General features: G+C 58.0%; 17 protein-coding genes and 1 tRNA gene. 8 read left to right on the forward strand and 10 right to left on the reverse strand.

Annotated elements, in window-relative coordinates; all coding sequences use genetic code 11:
• Positions 1-428: 428 nt before the first annotated feature.
• The 3 genes from msrQ to WNE31_RS00015 all read right to left on the reverse strand — a co-directional run bounded on the left by msrQ (position 429) and on the right by WNE31_RS00015 (position 3,576).
• Positions 429-1,016, reverse strand: coding sequence for a protein-methionine-sulfoxide reductase heme-binding subunit MsrQ (msrQ, locus tag WNE31_RS00005; RefSeq protein ID WP_349977532.1), 588 nt, complete (start codon positions 1,014-1,016; stop codon positions 429-431).
• An 88-nt stretch (positions 1,017-1,104) separates the two neighbouring features.
• Entirely contained in the window at positions 1,105-2,013 is a 909-nt protein-coding gene (gene msrP / locus WNE31_RS00010; protein ID WP_349977533.1) for a protein-methionine-sulfoxide reductase catalytic subunit MsrP, read from the reverse strand.
• 69 nt (positions 2,014-2,082) lie between these two features.
• Positions 2,083-3,576: an FMN-binding glutamate synthase family protein gene (locus tag WNE31_RS00015; protein WP_349977534.1), complete on the reverse strand. Its 1,494-nt coding sequence runs from the start codon at positions 3,574-3,576 to the stop codon at positions 2,083-2,085.
• Positions 3,577-3,702: 126 nt separating this feature from the next.
• On the opposite strand from WNE31_RS00015, the gene WNE31_RS00020 reads away from it, so the two are divergent.
• The 3 genes from WNE31_RS00020 to WNE31_RS00030 all read left to right on the forward strand — a co-directional run bounded on the left by WNE31_RS00020 (position 3,703) and on the right by WNE31_RS00030 (position 6,576).
• Complete coding sequence (locus WNE31_RS00020) at positions 3,703-4,146, forward strand: DUF302 domain-containing protein (protein ID WP_349977535.1); 444 nt, start codon at positions 3,703-3,705, stop codon at positions 4,144-4,146.
• A 220-nt stretch (positions 4,147-4,366) separates the two neighbouring features.
• A complete protein-coding gene (locus WNE31_RS00025) occupies positions 4,367-5,005 on the forward strand; it encodes a TetR/AcrR family transcriptional regulator (protein WP_349977536.1) in 639 nt (212 codons plus the stop codon).
• Positions 5,006-5,040: 35 nt separating this feature from the next.
• Positions 5,041-6,576: a DUF1254 domain-containing protein gene (locus tag WNE31_RS00030; protein WP_349977537.1), complete on the forward strand. Its 1,536-nt coding sequence runs from the start codon at positions 5,041-5,043 to the stop codon at positions 6,574-6,576.
• A 100-nt stretch (positions 6,577-6,676) separates the two neighbouring features.
• On the opposite strand, the gene WNE31_RS00035 is transcribed toward WNE31_RS00030, so the two are convergent.
• Together WNE31_RS00035 and clpB are read right to left on the reverse strand one after the other, a co-directional pair.
• Complete coding sequence (locus WNE31_RS00035; protein ID WP_349977538.1) at positions 6,677-7,111, reverse strand: DsrE family protein; 435 nt, start codon at positions 7,109-7,111, stop codon at positions 6,677-6,679.
• Between the two features lie 146 nt (positions 7,112-7,257).
• On the reverse strand, positions 7,258-9,873 hold the full coding sequence (gene clpB / locus WNE31_RS00040; protein ID WP_349977539.1) for an ATP-dependent chaperone ClpB: 2,616 nt from the start codon (positions 9,871-9,873) through the stop codon (positions 7,258-7,260).
• A gap of 209 nt (positions 9,874-10,082) precedes the next feature.
• Between clpB and WNE31_RS00045 the strand changes: the two genes are divergently transcribed.
• Both WNE31_RS00045 and pyrF read left to right on the forward strand, forming a co-directional pair.
• Positions 10,083-10,364 (forward strand): hypothetical protein, encoded by a 282-nt coding sequence (locus tag WNE31_RS00045; RefSeq protein WP_349977540.1) that lies wholly within the window; start codon positions 10,083-10,085, stop codon positions 10,362-10,364.
• 88 nt (positions 10,365-10,452) lie between these two features.
• On the forward strand, positions 10,453-11,148 hold the full coding sequence (gene pyrF / locus WNE31_RS00050; protein ID WP_349977541.1) for an orotidine-5'-phosphate decarboxylase: 696 nt from the start codon (positions 10,453-10,455) through the stop codon (positions 11,146-11,148).
• A 15-nt stretch (positions 11,149-11,163) separates the two neighbouring features.
• Here the strand turns inward: pyrF and WNE31_RS00055 are convergent, their stop codons facing one another.
• Complete coding sequence (locus WNE31_RS00055) at positions 11,164-11,604, reverse strand: NUDIX hydrolase (RefSeq protein ID WP_349977542.1); 441 nt, start codon at positions 11,602-11,604, stop codon at positions 11,164-11,166.
• Between the two features lie 33 nt (positions 11,605-11,637).
• Here WNE31_RS00055 and WNE31_RS00060 point away from each other — a divergent pair, with 33 nt between their 5' ends.
• The gene (locus WNE31_RS00060) at positions 11,638-12,891 is read left to right on the forward strand and encodes a DNA polymerase IV (protein ID WP_349977543.1); all 1,254 of its coding nucleotides are present in this window, start codon (positions 11,638-11,640) and stop codon (positions 12,889-12,891) included.
• A 3-nt stretch (positions 12,892-12,894) separates the two neighbouring features.
• Here WNE31_RS00060 and WNE31_RS00065 read toward each other — a convergent pair whose 3' ends face one another.
• Positions 12,895-13,758, reverse strand: coding sequence for an N-formylglutamate amidohydrolase (locus WNE31_RS00065; protein WP_349977544.1), 864 nt, complete (start codon positions 13,756-13,758; stop codon positions 12,895-12,897).
• Positions 13,759-13,908: 150 nt separating this feature from the next.
• Here WNE31_RS00065 and WNE31_RS00070 point away from each other — a divergent pair.
• A tRNA-Val gene (locus tag WNE31_RS00070) sits at positions 13,909-13,983 on the forward strand.
• Positions 13,984-14,060: 77 nt separating this feature from the next.
• On the forward strand, positions 14,061-14,186 hold the full coding sequence (gene ykgO / locus WNE31_RS00075; protein ID WP_012177066.1) for a type B 50S ribosomal protein L36: 126 nt from the start codon (positions 14,061-14,063) through the stop codon (positions 14,184-14,186).
• 74 nt (positions 14,187-14,260) lie between these two features.
• Here ykgO and WNE31_RS00080 read toward each other — a convergent pair whose 3' ends face one another.
• From WNE31_RS00080 to WNE31_RS00090, 3 genes are all read right to left on the reverse strand, one after another.
• Entirely contained in the window at positions 14,261-14,800 is a 540-nt protein-coding gene (locus WNE31_RS00080) for a GNAT family N-acetyltransferase (RefSeq protein WP_349977545.1), read from the reverse strand.
• Between the two features lie 64 nt (positions 14,801-14,864).
• Entirely contained in the window at positions 14,865-15,938 is a 1,074-nt protein-coding gene (gene cysK, locus WNE31_RS00085) for a cysteine synthase A (RefSeq protein WP_349977546.1), read from the reverse strand.
• Between the two features lie 198 nt (positions 15,939-16,136).
• A complete protein-coding gene (locus WNE31_RS00090; protein ID WP_349977547.1) occupies positions 16,137-17,357 on the reverse strand; it encodes a phenylacetate--CoA ligase family protein in 1,221 nt (406 codons plus the stop codon).
• Positions 17,358-17,368: the final 11 nt, after the last annotated feature.

Here is a 17,368-nt window from a genome sequence, read left to right on the forward strand (position 1 = left end):
TCCGCCGCTCCGTCTGGCGTCCCGTTGTGCGCCTCAGCGCCGCCGGTGAGGGGGGTTCTACGGTTACTGCACAAAACCCGCAAGTGCTTTTTTCAAAAAAATGCATCTTTTTGCGATTTTTCTGATTTTCGACGTGTTTACAATGGGTTACATTCCACTCATTTCAAAATAACCCATTCAAACGCAATTTTATTTCCCGCCCTTTAGATCCACCATTCGCACCAAACGAGATATCCACAGACATTCCCACAGTCCTGTCGCGATTCACCGCAAGTCACACACAGACTCGGTCCGTGAATCGGGATTCTTTACGAGTCTGCCACCGATTCACCGGCCTGTTTTCGGTAATCACACGTCAAAGGTCCGAGTCGCCCGAGATTCTCTATGAAACGGTTCGGGAATCGCAGATGGATTTTCCGGTAATCACCTCAGGCGCGGCAAACCTTGCGCGCGGGAACCCGTCTCAAGCCCAAAAGTACGAGAATCCCGATCAGATAAAGAAGCGGTTCGTATTGAAACCCCTTCACCAACATCGCGTAGTGCAGCGCCCCCAGCATGGCAGCCACATAGGTAAGCTTGTGGAGGACATTCCAGCGGCGACCAAGCCGACGCACCGACCAATTGTTCGAGGTCAGAGCCAAAGGCACCATTAGGGCGAAACCGACCATCCCGATGGTGATATAGGGGCGCTTGAGAATGTCAGCCCAGATCTGGGACAGGATCTGGACGTCCAGCACCAGCCAAACGCAAAGGTGCAGACATATATATAGGAACGCCAGCACACCGATTGCGCGGCGATACTTGATCAGGTTGAAACCAGCGAATTTGCGCAGAGGTGTAATGCAGAGGCCCACGACAACGAGCTGCAGGCCCGCTTTGCCAAGGCTGTGTTCCATTACCTTGACCGGATCGACGCCAAGCCCTCCGGTCATACCCTGAAAGAACAGCCACACCGGATATATCGCACCAAGGATATACAGCCACCAGGCCGGGATATGTCGCGTGAAGGACTTCATGTCAGAGACCCACCCTCGAAATATGCCTGACTTGGCACCATTTGTACGGACACCATGCCTGCGTCTGCCTTCCAAGTAGTCATTCTGCTTAATAGTGGGTCCGCAGGTCCATGCCTTCGTACAAAGACGCGACCTCTTTTTCATAGCCATTGAACATGAGGGTCGGTTTGCGTTTGGCAAACAGTCCCCCGCCAATCGTCCTTTCGGTCGCTTGCGACCACCGCGGATGATCTACGGTCGGGTTCACATTGCTATAGAACCCATACTCACGCGGGTTGGCCCGGTTCCAGCTGGTCGGCGGTTCGCCTTCGGTCAACGTGATACGAACGATCGATTTGATGGATTTGAAGCCATACTTCCAAGGTACAACCAGCCGGATCGGCGCGCCGTTCTGGTTCGGGATCGGTTTGCCATAAATCCCCGTCGCCATGAGCGTCAGAGGATGCATCGCTTCGTCCAGCCGCAAACCCTCGACATATGGCCACTCAAGAACAGGATATTTCTGACCAGGCATTTCTTCTGGACGCATCAGGGTTTCGAAGGCCACATATTTCGCACCCTCTTTCAGCCCGGCCATCTGCAATAGGTCGGCCAGTTCAAAACCGTTCCACGGCACAACCATCGACCATGCCTCGACACAGCGGAACCGGTAAATGCGTTCTTCCATCGTCATCTTGGACAGGATGTCGTCCAGAGCATAGGTACCCGGGCGTTCGACCAAGCCGTCTATCTCAATGCTCCAGGGCTCGGTGGTCAGCGAGCCCGCGTATTTCATCGGGTCGTCCTTGCCAGTCCCGAACTCGTAAAAATTGTTGTAAGAGGTAATGACCTCCCAGCTATCGGGTGTCAGGTCGGCACTTGCTCGTGCCGACGACGCCGCTCCAAGACCGGCAACGCTGACACCCGCCATACCTGCCAGGATTTGGCGGCGGTTCAGATAGGTGCTTTCCGGCGTGATATCCGCCTGTGACAGATCATTTATCCAACGCTTGGCCATCCGTACCTCCTTTGACAGTGCTTAATATGCATCTAGACAAAGTCCGGCCCCACGCCAAACCACGACATCTCACGAAGGTGTGCTTGAGTTGTAACTTGGGTAGATCTTGTTCATCGGAACCGAGCGACCGTTTGGCTGGACGATGCGGACATGCCGCCGCCGCATCTGGCGCGGCTCGCTGACGCCAACTGAATGGGCGATGGTCTCCACTTCCTTGATGATCGATTTCGCATAGCGCGCAACGCGCTTGTATTTGCGTTCTACGACCAACCCTTTCTGAAACCTGGGGTCATGCGTTGTGATGCCGGTCGGGCAGGTGTTCTTGTTACACTTGAGCGCCTGAATGCACCCGAGCGAGAACATGAATCCCCGCGCCGAAACCACAAAGTCCGCGCCCGCCGCCAGCGCCCAGGCAACATCTCCTGGATTGACCAGCTTGCCCGAAGCGATAATCCGGATGCGGTCATGCAGGCGGAATTCGTCCCGCAGGTTCACGACAAGCGGCAGCGCCTCGCGCACCGGCATCCCGACAAGATCGATCAGCGGCATGGGGGCAGCCCCGGTCCCGCCTTCGCCTCCATCGATGGTGATAAAGTCGGGCGCCGCTTCCGACCCGCGTCGCTCGATGGTTTCGAACAATTGCCGAAAGGGTTCCTCGGTGCCGACTACAGTCTTGATCCCCACCGGTTTGCCGGTGACCTCGCGCACGTGTTGGATCATGTCCAGAAGGTGGTCAAAATTGTCGATCTCGCGGTGACGGTTGGGGGAGATGCCGTCCTGCCCCACTTTCAAACCACGGATGGCAGCGATTTCCTCGGTCACTTTTTCGCCAGGCAGGATACCGCCTTTGCCGGGCTTGGCGCCTTGGGCCATCTTGATCTCGAACATGCGGATCTGCTCATGCGCAGCAACCGCGCGCAACTTGTCGTCGCTCAGGTTGCCATGCTCGTCCCGCACACCGAATTTGGCCGTGCCGATCTGGTAGACAAGATCACAGCCCCCTTCGAGGTGGAAAGGCGACACGCCCCCCTCGCCGGTGTTCATCCAGATACCAGCCTCTTTCGCACCAAGCGCAAGCGCTTGAACCGCGGGCTTGGACAATGCGCCGTAGCTCATGCCGGAAATGTTGAAAATCGACGGCGCCAGGAAAGGCTTTTCCGCAGTCGGGCCAATCAGCAGTGGTTCGGTGCTGGCGAACTGATCATCCAGCGGCGGGAACGGATCGTTGACGAAAATGGGTGTACCCACGACGTTAAGGTTGCGGGTCGATCCAAATGCAACGGTATTCCCCTTGCCCTCGCCCGACCGGGTGACCCAGTCCCGCTGCGCGCGGTTGAACGGCAGCTCTTCGCGGTCCATCGCGAAGAAATACTGGCGAAAGAACTCACCCAATTCTGAGAACAAATGCCGGAACCGTCCGATCAGGGGATAGTTACGCCGGATGGCATCGCCGGTCTGGATACGGTCAACAATAAAAAGAACCATGGCGACCAGCACCATGATCCCCAGTACGGCGACAAATACGAGACCCAGCACCTCGACGATGTCAAAGGCTCTATCCATAGACATATTCATATTATTGACTTTCTGTTGACCTGCATCAAAGCATTCAAAGGATATGGTAATAGGGTGCCCAATGTATTGCTTTATCTCAAGTCACGTTACACCAAACTTTTCGGGAGGACCGACATGAAATCCGTATTGCTGGCCGCAGGGCTTGTTCTGACTGCCTCTGTAGCATCTGCCGGGGACACCGCCGTGTCCTATACCGTCCTTCAGGACTATGATGATGTAACCTTCGGGCTGGAAAGCGCGATCACCGACAAGGGTTTGATTATTGATGCGGTGAACCACGTTGGCGACATGCTGGAACGCACCAAGGCCGATGTGGGGTCGGACGTGACCATCTTTACCCGCGCCGAAGTTTACAATTTCTGTTCGGCCACGGTGTCGCGCAAGGTGATGGAAGAAGATCCAATGAACCTGCAATTCTGTCCCTACGGTATTTTCGTGATGGAAAAACCGGGACAGGAAGGCACCACGACCATCGGTTATCGGGTGATGCCCGAGGGGCCGATGAAAGAGGTCGAGGCCTTGCTTGAGGAAATCGTCCGCGAGGCGATCGGAGAGTAAAGTGACCGGTTTGTACCTTTGAAAAACGGGCTTTGTCCGGTTTGTACAAAGTTTTCCGTTAAAGAAGAGGAAAGAAAGCCGCCTGTCTGGGGCGGCTTTTTGCATTAGGTGGCCGCCCCCACAACCTTGTGACCTTGCTCGAGGATGGAAAATTCTAGACTTCTGACACAGCGTCAGTTTTACTGACACCATGTCAGAAAAAGTTCCTCCGAAGGCGGGTATGACCCCGACCGATCCGCAACAAGCCTCTAGCAAGGCGGCCCTGACACGCGCGGCCATCCTGCGGGCTGCCGGAGAGTTTTTCGAGGAAAACCCGTTCCGCGATCTCACGGTGGGCGGCTTGATGCGGCAAACGGGGCTGAGCAGGGCCACGTTCTACCTCTATTTCAACGATCTGCACGGGTTGCTGGAAACCCTGCTGGAAGGCGTGAAAGGCGGGATCGTCGAGGGCGCGCATAAATGGTTGTCGAACGAAGGCGAGTCGATTGCGACCCTGCAGGACAGCCTGCGCGCGCTGGTGGATGTGGGCCATACCCACGGCGCCATTTTACGCGCGGTGTCTGATGGGGCACCCACGGATGCGCGTCTTGAAAATGTGTGGCAATCGTTTCTGGCATCTTTTGACGAAGTTGTGTCGGCCCGGATTGCCCAAGATCAGGCCAAGGGTCTGACACCCGAATTCGACCCGTTGCCAGTTGCGCGCACGCTGAACAGGATGGATGCGGCGATTTTGATCCACGCCTTCGGGTCGCCCCAGAAGAAAGAGAAAGAGGAGGTCCTGACGGCCCTTTTGCGCATCTGGCTGTCAACGCTGTACCCGTTCGACGCAAAGGCCGCACTGCAAAAAGAAAGCCCTTAACACCAAGCACAAACTCAAAAACAGGGAGGAGCAAGATGTCTCCGAAGAAACGACTGATCACGCTGGCCGGTTCGGCCGCATTGTGCCTGAGTACAAGTATGGCGCCGCTTTTGGCAGACGAGACGCAAAGCTTTGCGATGACCACGCCGATCCCGGACGGGATCACCACGCCTGACAATATAGAAACCCAACTGGGGGATCTGAATTTCTTTGACGGTGTGCCCGACGCGGAAACCACCGACAAGATCTATGACCTCTTGGATTTCACACATGCCTACCAAGCCTATATGGACGGCATCAAGATCGCGTCGATGGACGCCATGTTACGCGGGATCGAGGAATGGGGGCCGGCCAACAGCACCGTGGTGCAGTTCGCCGACCTGATGGATTCCAAAGCGCTGTTCCTGACGCCCAACACCACCAGCGTGTACCAGACTGCATCGCTGCGCATGACGGACGAACCCTGGGTGATCGAGACGCCGCCCAATGTACTGGGCTTTCTGAACAACGCATGGTTCAAATACGTCATGGACTTTGGCAACCTAGGGCCGGATGAAGGCAAGGGCGGCAAGTTCCTGATCCTGCCGCCCGGGTTCGAAGGGGAGGTTGACGCGTCCGGATTTACCGATGTCGTGCAGACCGACACCTATGCCCATTGGGTTTTGTGGCGCGGATATACCGACGAGAACGGATCGCCCGCGGCTGCCGTGAAAGCAACACAGGACATGTTCCGCATGTATCCGCTTTCGCAAGCGGACAGCCCGCCCGAAATGACATTTGTCAACGTCTCGGGCAAAGAGTTCAACACGATCCACCTGATGGATGGGCGGATGTTTGAAGAGGTGAACAACGTCATCCAGTCCGAACCACTGCTTGGCGAAAACCCCGAATTGCTGGGCCATCTGGCAGCGATCGGGATTATCAAGGGGCAGGAATTCACTCCGGATGCGCGGATGCAGTCGATCCTTGATCGCGCGGCTGCGGCTGGCGCGGTGACGGTGAAGACGCTGATCTCGAAACCCCGGGATGATCGCGCCTATTGGTATCCGGGCGAGAGCTATTGGCAAAACGCCTTTCCCGGCGGCGCCTATACATGGATCATCGACGGGGCCACGGTTCAGGATTTCCGGTCGGCCTTTCATTTCTATGCCACGGGTGTGACCCCCGCCATGGCGGTCAAGGCCGTAGGCAAGGGCTCGCAATACGCGTTTACCTATCGGGATTCGGACGGCAATGCGCTGGATGGCGGCAAGACCTACAAGCTGACAGTGCCCGCCAATCCGCCAGCCAAAGATTTCTGGTCGTTCACGCTTTATGACAACCAGACCCGTTCAATGCTGCAAACGGACAAGCAATTTCCAGCCCTTGGCAGCAACGATGCCAGCGTGGTCGAGAACGCGGACGGATCGACGGATATCTACTTTGGCCCGACCCCGCCTGAAGGCAAAGAAGGCAACTGGTTGCAGACCGTGCCGGGCAAAGGCTGGAATACGATCATGCGGCTTTATGGTCCGCTGGAACCCTGGTTCGACCAGACTTGGCGACCGGGTGAAATCGAACTGATGGAATGAGAAGTCTGCCCCGGCTGTACACCTTGGGCAGACCGGAGTGGTGATTTGATTGATCGGGAAGGCGGCGTCGGATTCCGGCGCCGCCTTGCATCTTGAGAGATCAGGGCCGCACGTAGGCGTAGCCCTGTTCTTGCAACTCGACGAGGCGGACAACTCCGGAAGGCACGATATTGGCTTCGTCCAGCAAAGTGATTTCCTTTCCTGCTTTCTCGCTCATCTTGCGATGGGTGTTGCCGCAAGCGGCGAATGTCAGGTTTTCAATTTCAAGAGACATCGTGGAAATGCGATCCACAACCGGGCTTTTGCCGGGAATATACATGTGCAAGCCCGGTCCGTAAGCGACGACCTCAACAATGGCGGTGTCGCCTTGCGATTCATAGTAGTTGGTCAGGTTCTGAACGTTGTTCAAAGCCATGTTGATGACCTTGGGATCGTTCTGATCCACGTGAACGGCGACATAGTGGGTTTCGCCTTCGGCGAATGCCGACGTTGCGACGGCGGCGGCCAGACAGGCCGCAGTGACAAGTTGTTTCATTTCGTTTCCTCCCTAGTGCCGTGCAGGCTAGCAAAGGAACATACGAAACCATAGAAAAACCTGCATATGTCGGTTTGTCCTTGAGGTGAAAAGTAAAATGCCGCCCCGGTGAGGGAGGCGGCATTTCTTGTCTGTCAAAACCAGAGTTAATGCACGACGGCATCATCCGGTTTCGGGCGGTCCGTTGTGCCAAGGCGATTGCCGATGATCAACCCGTCAGGACCCGCCGTGACAGGAATGGTTTCACCGTCCTTGATGTCACCAGCCAAAAGCGCCTCGGCCAGCGGGTTCTGCAATGCGCGCTGGATCACACGTTTCAGCGGGCGGGCGCCGAAGACCGGATCATAACCTTCATCGGCAAGCCATTTCTTCGCATCCTCGTCCAACGCGATCTCGATTTTGCGCCCTGCCAGACGTTTGCGCAGGCGTGTCAGCTGGATCTCGACAATGCCATCCATGTCCGCACGGGCCAGACGGTCGAAGATGATGGTTTCATCCAGACGATTCAGGAACTCGGGGCGGAAATGGGCGCGTACGGCGTCCATGACATCACGGCGTGCATCCGCGGCATCGGCCCCTTCGGGCAGTTGCGACAGGGCCTGCGCGCCTAGGTTCGACGTCAGGATGATCAGCGTCTGCTTGAAGTCCACGGTGCGGCCCTGACCATCGGTCAGTTGCCCATCATCAAGAACCTGCAACAACACGTTGAACACGTCCGGATGCGCCTTCTCGACCTCGTCAAACAGCACCACCTGGTAGGGGCGGCGGCGCACAGCCTCGGTCAGAACACCACCTTCGTCATAGCCGACATAGCCCGGAGGCGCGCCGATCAAGCGGGCGACCGAATGTTTCTCCATGAACTCGGACATGTCGATGCGGACCATCGCATTGTCGTCGTCAAACAGGAACTCGGCCACGGCCTTGGTCAGTTCTGTCTTGCCAACACCTGTCGGGCCAAGGAACAGGAACGACCCCAGCGGGCGGTTTTCATCATTGAGACCCGCACGGGCGCGGCGCACGGCGTTGGCCACGGCGGTGACAGCCGCATCCTGACCGATGACACGGCGGTGCAGGTCATCTTCCATGCGCAAAAGTTTCTCGCGCTCGCCCTCGAGCATTTTCGAGGTCGGGATACCCGTCCAGCGCTCGACGACCAAAGCGATCTGTTCGGGACGCACGGCCTCTTCAACCGCTTTGTCCGATCCTTCTTCCTCGGCCTCGGCAAGCTGTTTCTCAAGGTTCGGGATCACGCCGTAAGACAGCTCGCCCGCCTTGGCGAGGTTACCTTCGCGTTTCGCAATCTCGAGATCTGCACGTGCCTGATCAAGTTGCTCTTTCAGGTCGCGGGCCGATGCCAGCTTGTCACGGCCTGCCTGCCAGCGCGCCGTCATCTCGGCGGACTTGTCCTGAAGGTCGGCCAGATCCTTTTGCAGGGTTTCCAGACGGTCCTTGCTGGCCGCGTCATCCTCGAGTTTCAGCGCCTCTTCCTCGATCTGCAATTGCAGGATCTGGCGGTCGAGCGCGTCAAGTTCCTCGGGTTTGCTGTCCACTTCCATGCGCAGACGGCTGGCGGCTTCGTCCACAAGGTCGATTGCCTTGTCCGGCAGGAAACGGTCGGTAATATAGCGGTGTGACAGGGTCGACGCCGCCACAAGCGCGCTGTCAGAAATACGGACACCGTGGTGCAGTTCGTATTTCTCTTTGATGCCGCGCAGGATCGAGATCGTGTCCTCGACGGTCGGTTCCTCGACCACGACCGGCTGGAAGCGACGGGCCAGGGCCGCGTCTTTTTCCACGTATTTGCGGTATTCATCCAACGTGGTCGCACCAATACAGTGCAGCTCGCCCCGCGCCAGCGCCGGTTTGATCAGGTTGGCCGCATCCATCGCGCCGTCTGTTTTGCCCGCGCCGACAAGCGTATGCATCTCGTCGATAAACAGGATGATTTCGCCCGCTGCCTCGGTCACTTCGGTCAGAACGGCCTTGAGGCGTTCCTCGAACTCACCGCGATATTTCGCACCGGCAATCAGGGCACCCATATCGAGCGCGAGAAGCTTCTTGTTACGCAAGCTCTCAGGCACATCACCGTTCACGATGCGCAGCGCCATGCCCTCGGCAATCGCTGTTTTACCGACGCCGGGTTCCCCGATCAGAACCGGGTTGTTCTTGGTGCGACGGCTCAGCACCTGCATGGCGCGGCGGATTTCATCGTCGCGTCCGATGATCGGGTCGATCTTGCCCTGTTCGGCAGCTTCGGTCAGATCGCGCGCATATTTCTTCAGAGCATCATAGCCCTCTTCCGCCGACGCGCTGTCGGCGGTGCGCCCCTTGCGGATGTCATTGATAGCCGCGTTCAGCGCCTGTGCGTTCACAGCGCCTGCTTCCAGAGCGTCTTTCGCTTTGGATTTCACCATCACCAGCGCCATCAGGATTCGTTCGACCGGCACAAAACTGTCGCCGGCTTTCTTCGCGACCTTCTCGGCTTCGCTCAGAACCTTGACGGTGCTGTTGTCCAGGTAAGGTTGGCCGGTATCACCGCTGACCTGCGGGATCTTGGCCATGGCCAGATCAACAGATTCGCGGACACGGTCAGGCGCGCCACCGGCGCGTTGGATCAGGTTGGCGGCCAGCCCCTGATCGTCGTCCATCAGTGCTTTCAGGATGTGTTCGGGGACCAACCGCTGGTGGTTTTCCCGCATTGCAATGGTTTGGGCCGCTTGCACAAAACCGCGCGACCTCTCCGTGAACTTGCTCAAGTCCATGGTGTACTCTCCTCTTCTAAGCGCCCGGTTTTATATGGCGCCCGCTTTGCGGCACGCCCCGTTTCGGGCCTCGTTCAAGAAATGGAAATCTCTTCGTGGCATTTCAAGAGAAGCACGCGGAAAAGATACCTTTGATTGGTTCCAATCACGCCACAATTTGTCCTTTTCCATGTGTTTGATTTGGGATGAGCAGAAACGCGGAGGCGGAAATGAAAATTGTAGATATTGAAATGTCCGAGCAGTTTGTCGACATCAACGCAGGCATGTCTGTTGCACAGGTCACGTTTCACACCGACCAGAACAGTCAAACGCATTTCACGTGTTTGCTTCGGTCCGAAGACGTGAATGCCCAGCCTGCACCGAACCAGCGCCTGATGTTCGTGCGCGATGCGCTGCGCCAGCTACGCCGCATGCCCGAATTCCGCAGTGGTCGCGACGCCATCACATTTGGTCGGCGTCTGCTTGGGGCGCATGAGGGGCTTGCTGCATAAACCGTTTCGCCCGCCAACGCCGGTGGCTTGCGAAGTCGGGACGAGAGGACTAGGACAGGCGCAACCTGTTTCCTGAGAGGATTGCCCGATGTCCGATGACCGCCTGATCGTTGCCCTTGACGTGCCCAACGCGCTTCAGGGACTGCAATTGACTGAAACACTTGGCGACGCGGTGTCGTTTTACAAAATCGGCCTCGGAATGCTGACCGGTGGCGGCCTGGCGCTGGCCAATGAGCTGAAACAGGAACATGGCAAGCGTATCTTCCTCGATATGAAACTGTTCGACATCGGCGCCACGGTCGAGAACGCCGTGCGCGGACTAGCGCAATTCGATCTGGATTTTCTGACGGTGCATGGCGACCCCTACGTGGTCAAGGCCGCAAAGGAAGGTGCTTCGGGAAAGGATCTCAAGATTCTGGCCGTGACGATCCTGACCTCGCTGGACCGGGCCGATCTGGACGGCGCCCTGATCAAGGATGGCGCAATCAAGGATCTCGTGCAGGAGCGCGCGGGCAAGGCCTTTGAGGCGGGCGCGGATGGCGTGATCGCTTCGCCGCAAGAGGCCGCTCTCATCCGGGCCCTTCCCGCAGCTGCCGGCAAGCTGATCGTGACACCCGGTGTACGCCCGACCGGCGCGGCAATGGGCGACCAGAAACGCGTTGCCACCCCCGCCAGCGCGATTTCCGATGGCGCGGACCATATTGTTGTCGGGCGCCCCGTCTGGCAGGCGGAAGACCCCCGCGCTGCAGCCCAAGCGATCGTAGATGAACTCGCCACGCTTTGAGGGCCTGCGCCTGGATTACTCGGACGGTAACCCAGCCAAGTAATCGGCCAGTCGTGACTGGAATGGCGGAATGGCTTTGGGGTGGATCATGTACTCCATCGGATCCATCAGTTTCCAACCCTGCCCTTCATCGCCAAGCCTGATGTCGGCCTCGGCGGAGGCTGGCAGATTTACGGCCAGAAACCAGAATGGCAGTCCTTTGCGCCAATACATCCGCCCCCAATGAGGCGCGTCGAGGGGGATGATCAACCCCAGTTCTTCGTGGGTTTCGCGCACAGCGCATTGTACACCGGTTTCAGTACCCTCGCGCCCGCCACCCGGTAAATCCCAGTATCCGGGCCAAGGTATATTCGGCTTGTCGTCGCGCAAAAGCGTTGCCAGCCGCCGGCCGACAAACACGGCCAGCTTGGCCCCGTGAAAGGCCCTGTCGTCATGGCCAACTCGTGATACAGTCATACTTATACTCTCTCGCAACGTTTCGTCTTTGCCATGCCTGCCCTCTGCCGCGATTGCCTTTCTTCGTTTGATCAGCCGGGCCGTTGTCCGGCTTGTGGTAGCTTGCGAGTCAAGCACCACCCCGAATTGTTCGACCTGTCCATTGCTCATATGGATTGTGACGCGTTTTATGCCAGTGTGGAAAAGCGCGACAATCCCGATCTGCGGGACAAACCGGTCATCATCGGGGGTGGGCGCCGCGGCGTGGTCTCGACCGCCTGTTACATCGCGCGCATCCGGGGCGTGCGGTCGGCAATGCCGATGTTTCAGGCTTTGAAACTGTGCCCTGACGCGGTGGTGGTGAAACCGCGCATGGCCGTTTATGCCGGAATCTCGCGCGAAATTCGCAAGATGATGGATGACCTGACGCCGGATGTGGAGCCGCTGTCTCTGGACGAGGCGTTCATGGATCTCAGCGGCACGGCCAAGCTGCATGGCGCGCCACCGGCAGTGATGCTGGCGCGTCTTGTGAAGCGCATGAAAGACGAACTGGGGCTGACCGGATCCATTGGTCTGAGCCACAACAAGTTTCTGGCCAAGGTGGCCTCGGATCTCGAAAAGCCGCGCGGGTTTTCCGTGATAGGCAAAGAAGAGACTGCCGATTTCCTGCGCGACAGGCCGGTCCGGTTGATCTGGGGCATTGGACCCGCAGCGCAGGCGTCTTTGGATAAGGCCGGGATTCGCACATTTGCCGATTTGCTGCGCTGGGAAGAACGCGATCTGCGTGACCGTTTCGGATCAATGGGGACACGGTTGTGGCACCTTGCGCGGGGGCAGGACCGGCGCAAGGTCTCGGCACACGCGCCGATGAAAAGCATCAGCAACGAAACCACGTTTTTTGAAGATACAAGTAATCCGGATATTCTTGACGGGCATCTGTGGCGTCTGGCCGAAAAGGTGGCGGATCGCGCCAAGGCCAAGGAATCGGCCGGGCGGGTGGTGACGCTCAAGCTGAAACGCGCCGATCACAGCCTGATTTCGCGCCGGAGTGCACTCAGGGATCCGACCCAAATGGCCGATACGCTCTATCGCATCGCAAGCGGGCTGTTTGACCAAGTTGGTGATCAGGGGCCCTATCGGCTTTTGGGGGTTGGGCTGTCGGATCTGGTGCCGGAAGCACAGGCGGACATGTCGGCTGACCTTCTGGACCCGCAAGCCACCCAGCGGCGCAAGGCCGAACGGGCGACAGACGAGATCCGCAAGAAATTCGGTAGCGATGCAATTCTGAAGGGGCGCGCGATGCGCTGATAGCTATTCCGCGGCAAGTGGTTGGCTTGCCGGGCGTCCGATCTGGGAGATTTTTCCAATCACGTCGGACAGAAGACCGCGAAACGCCTCAAATTCGGCACGCGGCTGGATGGTATGTTCATCCATATAGAGGGATCGGTTCACCTCGATCTGAATGGCGTGCTGCTTGCGCGAGGGGCGACCGTAATTCTGGGTCACATAGGCCCCTGCAAACGGGGTGTTGCGAGCCACTCGCAATCCGGCATCAGTAAAGGCCTGTTCGACCTCATCGACGATATCCGGCTCGCAGGAAGCCCCAAAGCGATCGCCAAGAACGATGTCGGGGCGGGGTCGACCTGATTGGGCAATGCCGTCCAAAGCTTCGTTCGGCATGGAATGGCAATCCACCAGAATCGCACGTCCATACATCTGGATCGAGTCGTTCAAAAGCTCTTGCAGCCGGGCGTGATAAGGGCGCCAGTACGAATCAATGCGCCGGTTCGCCTCTTCCAGGGTCAGCTTGCCGCGATAGATCGGGCGGCCATTGGCGACAACGCGCGGAATCACCCCCAGCCCGGAAGCCACGCGAGGATTATGACCCACCTTGCGCACCCCCTTGATCAGGGCAGGGTCAAGCTCGTCCACCGACCGGTTCAGATCAAGGAAAGCCCGCGGCGCCCCCGCCATCAGGAACGGTGCGCCATGATCTGTTGCCATTTCAAACAACTTATCGACAAAGGCGTCTTCCGAACTGCGGATGCTGTGCGCGTTCAAAAGACTGCGACGCACGAACCATTCCGGGTAATCACAGCCGCTGTGTGGAGAGGCGAATACAACGGCAGAAGTTCTGCAGGCCGGCTGTAACAGGATAAAGGCGTGCTTGGGCATGGTGTCTCCGATCCGGCAATTATATAAACTGAAAATATTCATGTTCAAAAGCCCTTGAACCTTCCCGCGACTCCTTTTATAGACCCCGCTACCGGCGCGGATTTCCGCGCCCCCTTTTGTTAGGGGGCAAGGTCCCGAGTTGGTAAGAGTGGGCGATTAGCTCAGCGGTAGAGCACTTCGTTGACATCGAAGGGGTCACAAGTTCGATCCTTGTATCGCCCACCATTCTTATTCACCGCCTCCAAGGTTTGGGGGTGCCCGTTCAACCCGGCGCATGTCGCGCCCAATTGAGGAGAAAGGCCATGAAGGTCAAGAACTCGCTCCGCTCGCTGAAGCAGCGTCACCGCGACTGCCGTGTTGTGCGCCGCAAGGGCCGCGTTTACGTCATCAACAAGACGCAACGCCGCTTCAAGGCTCGTCAGGGCTAAGGTCCGACAGTCAGCATAGAGAAAGCCGTCCTTATGGGCGGCTTTTTTGTTTTTGGTATGCGATTGTGGAATGCTCACCAAAGATCAGGATTGTTCAACGCCTCGACACAACGCGACGCCCCCATCAAAGGGTGTAGAGGAGCGTCTGTTAATGACTGGCCCAGCCACCCCTCTGGATGTGACAGCGGAAGGGGTGGTGGTACGCACTCTGCGCTGACATGCTGAAACCCAACCTTAGCATAGAAGTTCGGGTCGCCGTAGGTCAGGGCAATGTCCACCCCGTGTAGCCGCAAATGTTCTAACCCGAACGCAATCAGGTTCTGGCCAATGCCGGTGCCCTGACGATCAGTTCTGACCGCGACAGGTGACAGGATAAACACCGTGCGATTGTCCTGATCAAAGATGAGTCGGGAAAAGCAAATGCAGCCGGCAAGGCCCCCCGACTCGACGGCGGAGACTACAAACAGGTCTTGGGGCGGTGTGCTCTCTAGAAGGCGCGTGACGAACTCTGCGATCAGCGCGCCTTCCTCTACCCCTTCCGAGTCGGAAAAAGTGTCCCTAAACAGGGCGGGCACGCTGCTGTCTTGAGGGTCTGCACCGATAATGAAGTTCATGGGGTCATCCGAAATTGGGTAGTTTCCCAAAGACTCTATCGCGCGTGGCAAACTCCCAAAAGGGCTATCCGTCCATCTGCTGACCTGGGGTGGAACGCGAAATTTGCCACTCTTCCTCGCTCATGTCCTCTGCCACCCCTTCAAACAGCGGTGTAGACAGGTAACGCTCGCCCGTATCGGGCAACATCACCAGAATATTCGAGCCTGTCGGAGCGTCCCGTGCGACCTCCATGGCCGCAGCCACGGTCCCACCCGCGGAAATGCCCACAAAAATGCCCTCTTCCGCGGCCAGCCTGCGCGACCACGCAATTGCGTCCGATCCACCGACCTTCAACAGGGAATCATAGAAACTCTTGTCGATAGTTTCCTGCAGAACGAAAGGAATGAAATCCGGTGTCCAGCCTTGAAGCGGATGCGCCTCGAACGCCTTGTGCCCTTCGGTCGCCTGATGCGCCGTGTTGCGAGGGTTGACCTCGCCCGAGGCAAGCAGCGCGGCATTTGAAGGCTCTGCCAAGACGATCTTGGTTGTGGGGCTTTTTCCCCGCAAAGCCCGCGCAACGCCTGTCACGGTGCCGCCTGTTCCATAGCCCGTCACCCAGTAATCCAGCGATGCATCCGAAAAATCGGCCAAAATCTCGCGCGCAGTGGTGTTCTCGTGGATATCAGCATTGTCTGCGGTTTCAAACTGGCTGGCCAGAAACCAACCGTTTTTCTCGGCCAACTCGATCGCCTTGCGGTACATGCCGAACGCTTTTTCGGCCTTTGGCGTCAAAACCACCTTGGCACCGAAAAACCGCATCAGCCGGCGGCGCTCGATCGAGAACGCCTCGGACATGGTGATCACAAGAGGATACCCCTTGGCGGCGCAGATCATCGCAAGGCCGATACCCGTGTTGCCCGAGGTGGCTTCGACCACGGTTTGTCCGGGCTTCAGGCGGCCGTCACGCTCGGCCGCTTCGATGATGTTCAGGGCCAACCGGTCCTTGACGGATCCGGCGGGGTTGAACGCCTCCATCTTGACGAACATGTTGACGTGGTCCGGCGCGATCTGGTTCAGTCGGATAACCGGCGTATCCCCGACTGTGTCCAGAACGCTGTCATAACGACGCCCACGGCCGCTGGTTTGTCTGATTGTCATGGCTCGCCACCTTTCCCAAGAGAACAGAGATATCTGAGCGAGTGAAGCATGTTTCGCCGCTCTGCGAAATGGGCGGGCCGCATTCAGGGAAAGCCTTCCGGACTCTGGGGCGAACACAGAAAAAGAGCGCAGGCAACGAAGCTGAAACAGGATCAGCGGTTGCCTGCGCCCCAGTCTACGGGAAGCAAATTCAGGCGATCAGTCGTATTTGCGCTGATCTTCAATCACGATTCCGTCCTTGGGCAGGCTGCCCACGGCGACAAGTTCAACCTTACCCTTCAGCTTGAGCGTTTCCGCGACCGATTTGGCATAAAGGTCTGCATCACCGCCATCGGATTCGATCTGGACTGTCATCACGTCCATCTCACCTTCGCGGGTGGCAATAACGCGCGCCTTGGCGATCTCGTCATGTTTGGCCACCAGCGCCCCAACCTGTTCAGGGCGTACGAACATGCCCTTGATCTTGGCGGTCTGATCGGCGCGCCCCATCCAGCCTTTGATGCGCAGATTGGTGCGGCCACAGGGCGAGTGTCCCTCCATCACGGCGGAAAGATCGCCGGTGGCAAAGCGGATCAACGGGTAATCGGGGTTCAGGGTGGTCACGACGACCTCGCCCACCTCTCCCGGAGCAACAGGGTCGCCGGTGCCCGGAGTGACGATTTCCACGATCACGCTTTCGTCAACGATCATGCCCTCCATCGCGGGGCTTTCATAGGCGATGTTGCCCAGATCTGCCGTGGCATAGGATTGCAGGCAGGTGATCCCGCGGTCGGCGTATTCCTGACGCAGGCTGGGGAACAGGGCCCCGCCCCCGACTGCGGCCTTTGTGATGTTCAGCTTGACGCCCATCTCGTCCGCCTTGTCGAGAATGATTTTGAGATAGTCCGGTGTGCCGGCATAGGCAGTCACACCGATGGCCGCGGCGGCCTGCACTTGAAGTTCGGTCTGCCCAATGCCGGCGGGCACAACGGCGGCCCCGACGGCCTTGGCCGCGTTTTCAAAGATCATACCGGCGGGGGTAAGATGATAGGCAAAACAGTTCTGTACGATATCTTCGGATCCGAAACCGGCGGCATGCATCGCTCGGCCCATCCGCCACCAGTCATGGCTGATGTTTCCCGGCTCGTAAATGGGGCCCGGAGACTGGAAGATATGGGCAAAATCACTGACCGGGATAGCATTGAAACCACCCAGAGGAGGATTTGCGGCCTGCGCCTTGCCCAGATCCGATTTGCGCAGAACAGGCAGCTTTACGAGGTCTGCTGCACTTGTGATCGAGGACGGATCGACATCCGCAAATGCCTCGGCATATCCGGGTAGGGCTTTGGCACGCGAAATCTGTTCCGGCAGGGCCTTGGCAAGGTCTGCTGCCCGGGCGTCCGCCGTACGTGTTTCCAGGTCGTCAAAATACTGGCTCATCTGGCCATCCT

Origin of the sequence: Shimia fortis (assembly GCF_040225985.1) — a bacterium.
Classification (GTDB): Bacteria; Pseudomonadota; Alphaproteobacteria; order Rhodobacterales; family Rhodobacteraceae; genus Shimia.